This is a genomic window from Methylobacter sp. Wu1 (assembly GCF_036553575.1).
Classification (GTDB): Bacteria; Pseudomonadota; Gammaproteobacteria; order Methylococcales; family Methylomonadaceae; genus Methylobacter.
The window spans coordinates 22,122-29,217 of the sequence record NZ_JAZHOC010000038.1; the positions used below are offsets into that span (position 1 = coordinate 22,122).

General features: G+C 49.8%; 7 protein-coding genes. All 7 read right to left on the reverse strand.

Annotation, left to right across the window (positions count from 1 at the left end; translation table 11 throughout):
* Window positions 1-9 precede the first annotated feature (9 nt).
* The 7 genes from pilW to tgt all read right to left on the reverse strand — a co-directional run bounded on the left by pilW (window position 10) and on the right by tgt (window position 6,770).
* Window positions 10-774: a type IV pilus biogenesis/stability protein PilW gene (pilW, locus tag V2P20_RS05055; RefSeq protein WP_331816749.1), complete on the reverse strand. Its 765-nt coding sequence runs from the start codon at window positions 772-774 to the stop codon at window positions 10-12.
* Window positions 764-1,876 (reverse strand): 23S rRNA (adenine(2503)-C(2))-methyltransferase RlmN, encoded by a 1,113-nt coding sequence (rlmN, locus tag V2P20_RS05060; RefSeq protein ID WP_331816751.1) that lies wholly within the window; start codon window positions 1,874-1,876, stop codon window positions 764-766. The genes pilW and rlmN overlap by 11 nt, the downstream gene beginning before the upstream one ends.
* A complete protein-coding gene (gene ndk, locus V2P20_RS05065; protein WP_331816753.1) occupies window positions 1,851-2,282 on the reverse strand; it encodes a nucleoside-diphosphate kinase in 432 nt (143 codons plus the stop codon). Before ndk ends, rlmN begins: the two co-directional genes overlap by 26 nt.
* Before the next feature lie 95 nt (window positions 2,283-2,377).
* The gene (gene secF, locus V2P20_RS05070; protein ID WP_194970958.1) at window positions 2,378-3,313 is read right to left on the reverse strand and encodes a protein translocase subunit SecF; all 936 of its coding nucleotides are present in this window, start codon (window positions 3,311-3,313) and stop codon (window positions 2,378-2,380) included.
* 20 nt (window positions 3,314-3,333) lie between these two features.
* Entirely contained in the window at window positions 3,334-5,184 is a 1,851-nt protein-coding gene (secD, locus tag V2P20_RS05075; RefSeq protein ID WP_331816757.1) for a protein translocase subunit SecD, read from the reverse strand.
* A gap of 76 nt (window positions 5,185-5,260) precedes the next feature.
* Window positions 5,261-5,614 (reverse strand): preprotein translocase subunit YajC, encoded by a 354-nt coding sequence (gene yajC / locus V2P20_RS05080; protein ID WP_268118027.1) that lies wholly within the window; start codon window positions 5,612-5,614, stop codon window positions 5,261-5,263.
* A gap of 40 nt (window positions 5,615-5,654) precedes the next feature.
* Window positions 5,655-6,770, reverse strand: coding sequence for a tRNA guanosine(34) transglycosylase Tgt (tgt, locus tag V2P20_RS05085; RefSeq protein ID WP_331816762.1), 1,116 nt, complete (start codon window positions 6,768-6,770; stop codon window positions 5,655-5,657).
* Between the last annotated feature and the right edge of the window lie 326 nt (window positions 6,771-7,096).

The window sequence follows — 7,096 nt, forward strand, 5'->3', positions numbered from 1 at the left end:
TAGGGTCTGTTATCGTTTAACAGACTGAGTCTTTTTTGCTTCGTCTGAAAGAGGGAATTTTTCCAATAATTGCTGCCGGTATTCTTCGGCCGGCTCCTGATTGCCTAACGCACGCTCAGCCTGCATCGCATACCATAAGGTTTCAGCTGTATGAGGCGCTACAGCGAGATAGCGCTGCAAATAGCCTTTCGCCGCCCAATAATCGCCTTTTTTATAGCTGAGCTTTTGCATTTCCAGCAATGCCGGCGCATAGGCCGCATTTGCATCCAATGCCTGCCGGAAATACGTTTCGGCTTGTTGCGGCTGCCCCATGCCGACATGGCACCGGCCGAGGTTAGTCAATGCCATCCACGGCCTGTCATTCAGCGGAGTGGAGGATGCCTGCGTCAATAAGGCGGTACCCTCTTCATATTTGCCTCGCTCGCAAAGGAAACGGCCATAATTGTTTTGCGCGCCCAAATCGTCGGGCGCCAGTTTCAATCCTGTCTCATAATGATCATTGGCTTCGTCGTACAGGTTGATTTTTTCATACAGAAAAGCCAGCGCATTATGCACTTTGACGTTATCCGGGTCTTTCTTCAGCGCCACCAGCAGGTTCTCTTTGGCCAATTCCAGCTTGTTCATGCCCATATAGCGCACGCCCAGCTGAAGATGAACGTCGGCGGATTCTTTATTTTTTGCGCTTGCCCCACCCATCCCGGCGCAGGCGGTCAATGCCGACGCCAGCAAAACGCTGCTAAAAAACTTAATGGCTTTGCTTGATTCAGGCTGCACGTTCGGAACTCGCAAGTTTGATTTTCAGATGTCTACGGCTTTTATCCGCGACTTTCCCAACCAGTTGGCCGCAGGCGGCATCAATATCTTCCCCGCGCGTGCGCCTGACCGTCGTGACGATCCCGGCCTCGTTCAAAAGCATTCTGAAACGGTTGATCGTTTCGTCGCTGGAACACCGGTAAGGGGAATTCGGAAAAGGATTGAACGGTATCAGATTCAGCTTTGATGGTACGCTTTTCAATAATTTGATCAATCCCCGCGCATCCTGCAGCGAGTCATTGACGCCCTCCAGCATCACGTATTCAAACGTAATCTTGCGGCGCGGCGCAATCTTGACGTTTTCCCTGCAAGCTGCCATCAGTTCTTTGAGCGGGTATTTTTTATTGATGGGAACCAGTTCATCCCTCAATTCGTCAGTCACGGCATGCAGCGACACCGCCAGGCTTACGTCGCAGACTTCAGTCAAGCGATACATGGCCGGCACAACGCCTGAGGTGCTGATCGTGACACGGCGCTTGGACAGCCCGTAGGCGAAATCATCCATCATCAGGTTCATGGCCGCCACGACGTTATCAAAGTTCAGCAACGGCTCACCCATGCCCATCATGACGACATTAGTGATGCGGTTATCGAAACCCAGGCGCTTCTGAGCGACAAATAGCTGCCCGATAATTTCAGCCGTCGTCAGGTTTCGGTTAAAGCCTTGTTGAGCGGTGGAGCAAAACGAGCAGGCCAAGGCACAACCGATTTGCGACGACACGCACAGTGTTCCGCGCCCTTCCTCCGGAATGAAGACCGTTTCCACACGGTTGCCGCACTGGGTCTGCATCGCCCACTTGCAGGTACCGTCTGTAGCGACCTGCTCAACTACAATGTCGGGCGCTTCAATGCAGCAGTGTTCGTTTAAATAAGCGCGCAACGGCTTGCTTAAATTGGTCATCAGGTCGAAGTCCTGAACATCTTCCTGATAAATCCATTTAAGCAGTTGCGTTGCGCGAAAAGGTTTCTCGCCGATCTCGACAAAAAAAGCCGAGAGGCCTTTTCTGTCGAAATCCAGGAGATTGATGCGTCTTTGATTAGCGGGTGCGTGCACAGAGTTCATTGTCTGAGAAAAAGAAAGCGATTTCTCTTTTGGCCGTTTCCAGCGCATCGGAGCCATGCACGGCGTTTTCGTCGATGCTGTTGGCGAAATCGGCACGGATAGTACCGGGTGCTGCTTCTTTAGGATTGGTAGCGCCCATCAGTTCGCGATTTTTCAGAACCGCATTTTCACCTTCCAATACCTGCATAATGACCGGGCCTGAAATCATGAAAGCCACCAGGTCTTTGAAAAAGCCGCGCTCTCTGTGTTCAGCGTAAAAGCCTTCGGCCTGTTCTTGCGTTAAATGCACCATTTTAGCGGCAACAATTTTTAAGCCATTTTTCTCAAAGCGGCTGTAGATTTCGCCGATAACATTTTTTGCTACAGCGTCAGGTTTGATGATTGAAAAAGTGCGTTCTATCGCCATGTGTTTTAAAACTCCGAATTTAAATAAATAATTAATTAATAAATGCTTATTATAACCGATTGACGGCCGTTCTTGTAGCCACTTAGCCGTTAACGCTAAGGCAAATCGTCGATTTCAGCGGTTTCTTTTTTGACCGACATCAGGTCTTTTCTCGATACGCCCAACCACAGTACGATAGGACTTGCGACCAGCACCGACGAGTAAATGCCGAACACGATACCGATAGTCAACGCCAGCGCAAAATTATGCAGCGCTTCACCGCCGAAGAAAAACATCGCCAATACCATCGTCTGCGTCATAAAGTGCGTAATAATGGTACGGGACATCGTCGTTGTGATGGCGTTATCGATCATGTCGGGAACGCTCGTATCGCGCATCTTGTGGAAATTTTCCCGTACCCGGTCGAATACCACGACCGATTCGTTGACCGAATAGCCTAATATCGCCAATATGCCGGCCAGCACCGGCAGCGTGAATTCCCATTGAAAAAACGCGAACATGCCGAGAATAATCACGATATCGTGCATGTTGGCGATAATAGCCGCCAAGGCGAAACGCCACTCGAAGCGGATAGCCAAATACAACATAATCCCCGCTATGACTAACAGCATAGCCAGTCCGCCGCTTTCGAACAATTCCTGGCCGACTTGCGGCCCAACAAACTCGACGCTACGTAACACGACACTGGAATCCTGCTCTTTCAGTTTTGCCAATATTACTTCGCTCAATTTGGTGTCGTTGGTTTCAGGCATCATCGGCACACGGATTAATACTTCCTTTACACTGCCGAAATTCTGCACCGAAAAATCGGGTATTTTTTGATCTTCCAATACTTTTCGAATCGCTTCGACGTTGGCCGGCTGATTGTAGCCGACTTCGATTTGAAGACCGCCGGTAAAGTCCAAGCCAAAATTAAGTCCCTTAAAGCTTAAGGCCAGTATCGCCAAAATAAAAGTAACTAACGAAATGGTCGTGGTAAGCCGACCATAACGCATAAACGGAATATCGTGTTTAATTTTAAAAAGTTCCATTGAATCCTCAAATACTATCTTCAGATAGCCAATTTATCCAACTTATGCTGCCGACCATAGACGAAATTGACTAACGATCTTGATACAACAACCGCGCTGAACATGGAAGTTAAAATCCCAATACACAGCACTAGCGCAAAACCGCGAATGGGGCCAGACCCCAGCGTGAATAACGCGATGCCGGCAATCAAGGTCGTGATGTTGGAATCCAAAATAGTCGCAAAAGCCCGCTCATAACCGGCATAAATCGCGGCTCCAGGCGTCATGCCGAGCCTGAGCTCCTCGCGTATTCGCTCGTTGATCAGCACGTTGGCGTCGATGGCCATGCCCACGGTCAGCGCAATGCCGGCCATGCCCGGCAGCGTCAATGTGGCTTGTAGCATGGATAGCACCGCAACCAACAGCAACACGTTTACGCCCAGCGCGACGATGGAAAAAAGACCGAACACGCGGTAATAGACGATCATGAAAAACGCCACCGCCATGAAGCCATAGACATTGGAATTGATACCTTTACCGATATTTTCTTGACCCAAGCTTGGGCCGACGGTACGTTCTTCCACGATGTCAACCGGCGCCGCCAATGCACCCGCTCTTAACAGAAGCGCCAGATTGCGCGCTTCCTGAGGACTGTCGAGCCCGGTAGTCTGAAAACGTTTGCTGAAGGCATCGCGAATCGTCGCAACACTGATGACTTGTTCAACTTTCTCTTTATGGTGAACTTTTTCACCGTTGACCGTTTTGGTATTGACTTTATATTCAATGAAAACCACAGCCATAGGTTTGCCGATACTGGCTTGAGTGACCTTGCCCATCTTCGTGGCGCCGACGCCGTTCAGCGTAATCGATACCATGGGCCGGCCATCCTGATCCATGCCCGATTGAGCATCGACAATCTGGTCCCCGGTGACAATAATGCGGCGATCCAACAGAATAGGCGCGCCGTTCTTGTCGTAATATAAACGGCTGCTTACAGGCACTTGGCCTTGCACAGCCTTTTGCACGTCATGTTCGACATCAACAAGCCGGTATTCCAGTGTCGCTGTAGTGCCCAGAATTTCCTTGGCGCGCGCCGTGTCCTGCACACCAGGCAACTGCACGACGATACGGTTTTCACCCTGCTGCTGTATGACAGGCTCCGCTACGCCAAGCTCGTTGACTCGATTGCGCAATGTAGTCATGTTTTGACTGACGGCGAATTTTTTAATCTCGCGTATTTCGACTTCAGAGAGCTTCAGCCAAATTTCATCCTGAGCATCGGGCTCGGTCAAATTCAACGCTCGGAAATCCTTCTTCAGAAGAGCCAATACGGCAGTTTTTTCATCGGCCGATTTAAGCTTGACCTTAATGTAGCCATTGTCTTTGGAAACTGACTGATAATGCATCTTTGCGCCTCTTAACGCCAAACGGACATCTTCAGTATAGCGCTCCTCGGCCTGCTTGACGGCTGCATCCATATCCACTTCGAGCAAAAAATGCACCCCGCCGCGCAAGTCCAGGCCCAAATACATGGCCTTGCCGCCCAAGGATTGCAGCCATTCCGGCGTCCTAGGCGCCAAGTTTAGCGCCACCGTATAATTGCTGCCCATTTGCTCTCTGAGCAGATCGGCAGCCTTAAGCTGATCATCGGTATTGTTAAAGCGAATCAGAAAACTGCCATCCTTGTACTCAATCGTTTTTGGAGCAAGTCCGGCGGCTTTGACGGCTGACTCGATCTGGCCAGCCTGTTGCTGATCCAGCTTGACGTCTCGTGTAGATGTCACCTGAACAGAAGGGTCTTCGCCGTATAGATTCGGCAATGTATAAATAAGCCCGATGATGAAGATAATCAGGATTAGTAGATTTTTCCAAAGAGGGAAACGGTTATTCATTATTTTATTCCAACGATTAAACCGCGTCTTAGCTGACTCAGCTTCTTGCCGACAAGCTCTGACACAGGGGCAATAATTAAGCTTTATTAACCTTTTTAGTTACCGCTTTATAAGTTCCTTTCGGCATCAGGCTGGCAATAGCATGGCGCTGGACTTGAATGAAAGTATTATCGCTGATTTCAAGCTTGACGAAATTCTCATCCAGATCAACGACTTTGCCCAGAATGCCGCCTGTAGTCACGACTTCGACGCCTTTAGTCAGGGACGCCAGCATCTGCTTTTGTTCTTTTGCTTTCTTGGCTTGCGGGCGCAGAAACAGAAAATAGAAAAACAGCAGGATGGCCAGTGGAAAAATCATGCCTTCCATGCCGGGTTGTTGGGCGGCGGGAGCCGCGGCTTCCGCTAAGGCGTCGGAAATAAAGAAACTCATTGTTATCCTCGGTTGTTATTATGTAATTAAAATTCAGCCATTATGCCACAGTCGGCACGGCTTTTCCTCGTTGTTGGTAAAACTGCTTGACAAAAACATCCAGCTCTTGCTTTTCAATCGCATCGCGCAACCCTTGCATCAGGCTCAGGTAATAGTACAGGTTATGAATAGTATTGAGCCTGGAGCCCAGCATTTCTCCGCATCGATCCAAATGTTTCAGATAGGCTCTGGAATAGTTGCGGCAGGTATAGCAGCCACAGGATTCATCCAGGGGATTGGTATCGAATTGATACTGGCTGTTCCTGATTTTTATCACACCGGTCGATGTGAAAAGATGGCCGTTGCGGGCGTTGCGCGTCGGCATCACGCAGTCGAACATGTCTATGCCGCGCCTGACCGCCTCAACCAGATCCTCCGGCGTACCGACTCCCATCAGATAACGCGGCTTATCAACCGGCATTTTAGGATGCACGACGTCGAGCGTGCTCATCATTTCTTCTTTCGGCTCGCCTACCGACAAGCCGCCGATGGCATAACCGTCAAAGCCGATATCGACCAGTCCGTCTATCGATTCCTGGCGCAAATGCTCATACATGCCACCCTGCACGATGCCAAACAGAGCGGATTCATTATCGCCATGCGCTTTCTTGCTGCGCGCTGCCCAGCGCAAGGACAGGCGCATGGAATCGGCCGCCTCCTGAACGGTCGCCGGGTATGGCGTACATTCGTCAAAGATCATGACGATATCCGATCCGAGATCGCGCTGCACCTGCATCGATTCTTCAGGCCCCATGAAAATCGAACTGCCGTTGATAGGCGATTTAAAAGTGACGCCCTGCTCGGTAATTTTTCTTAATGCGCCGAGGCTGAATACCTGGAAGCCGCCGGAATCGGTCAGGATGGGCTTGTCCCATTTCATGAAGTCATGCAGATCGCCATGGATCTTCATGACTTCAGTGCCCGGACGCAGCATGAGATGAAACGTATTACCCAGAATGATTTGGGCGCCGACACCGGTCAGGTCTTCCGGCGTCAATGATTTAACGGCGCCATACGTACCGACTGGCATGAAAATCGGGGTTTCTACAATGCCGCGGGCAAATTTGAGCTGGCCGCGCCGGGCGTGACCGTCAGTATTGATTAACTTAAATTCCATGGTACTACTTTAACGCATAAAAAGGCCGGAGATTATCCAGCCTTTTGGATCTTTAGTGCAACAGTTGCAACAGTTCCTGCAATAAACTGTTCAACTTACAGACAAAAACAACCGATAGACTGAGCGAACGGCGGACATGTCGATCATTGACAGCCTAAGACTGCTCTGATTCATGCTCGTTCAAATAATTGTTTGAGATTATTAAAAAAATGGCTCTTATTGGATTCCGGGGAGATACCCAAGCATTGTTGACTCCTTGAATTTGAGGTTCAGTATCGCCATATAGGACGGATGATTACCTTACCTCAACTATTAGACAACGCCAA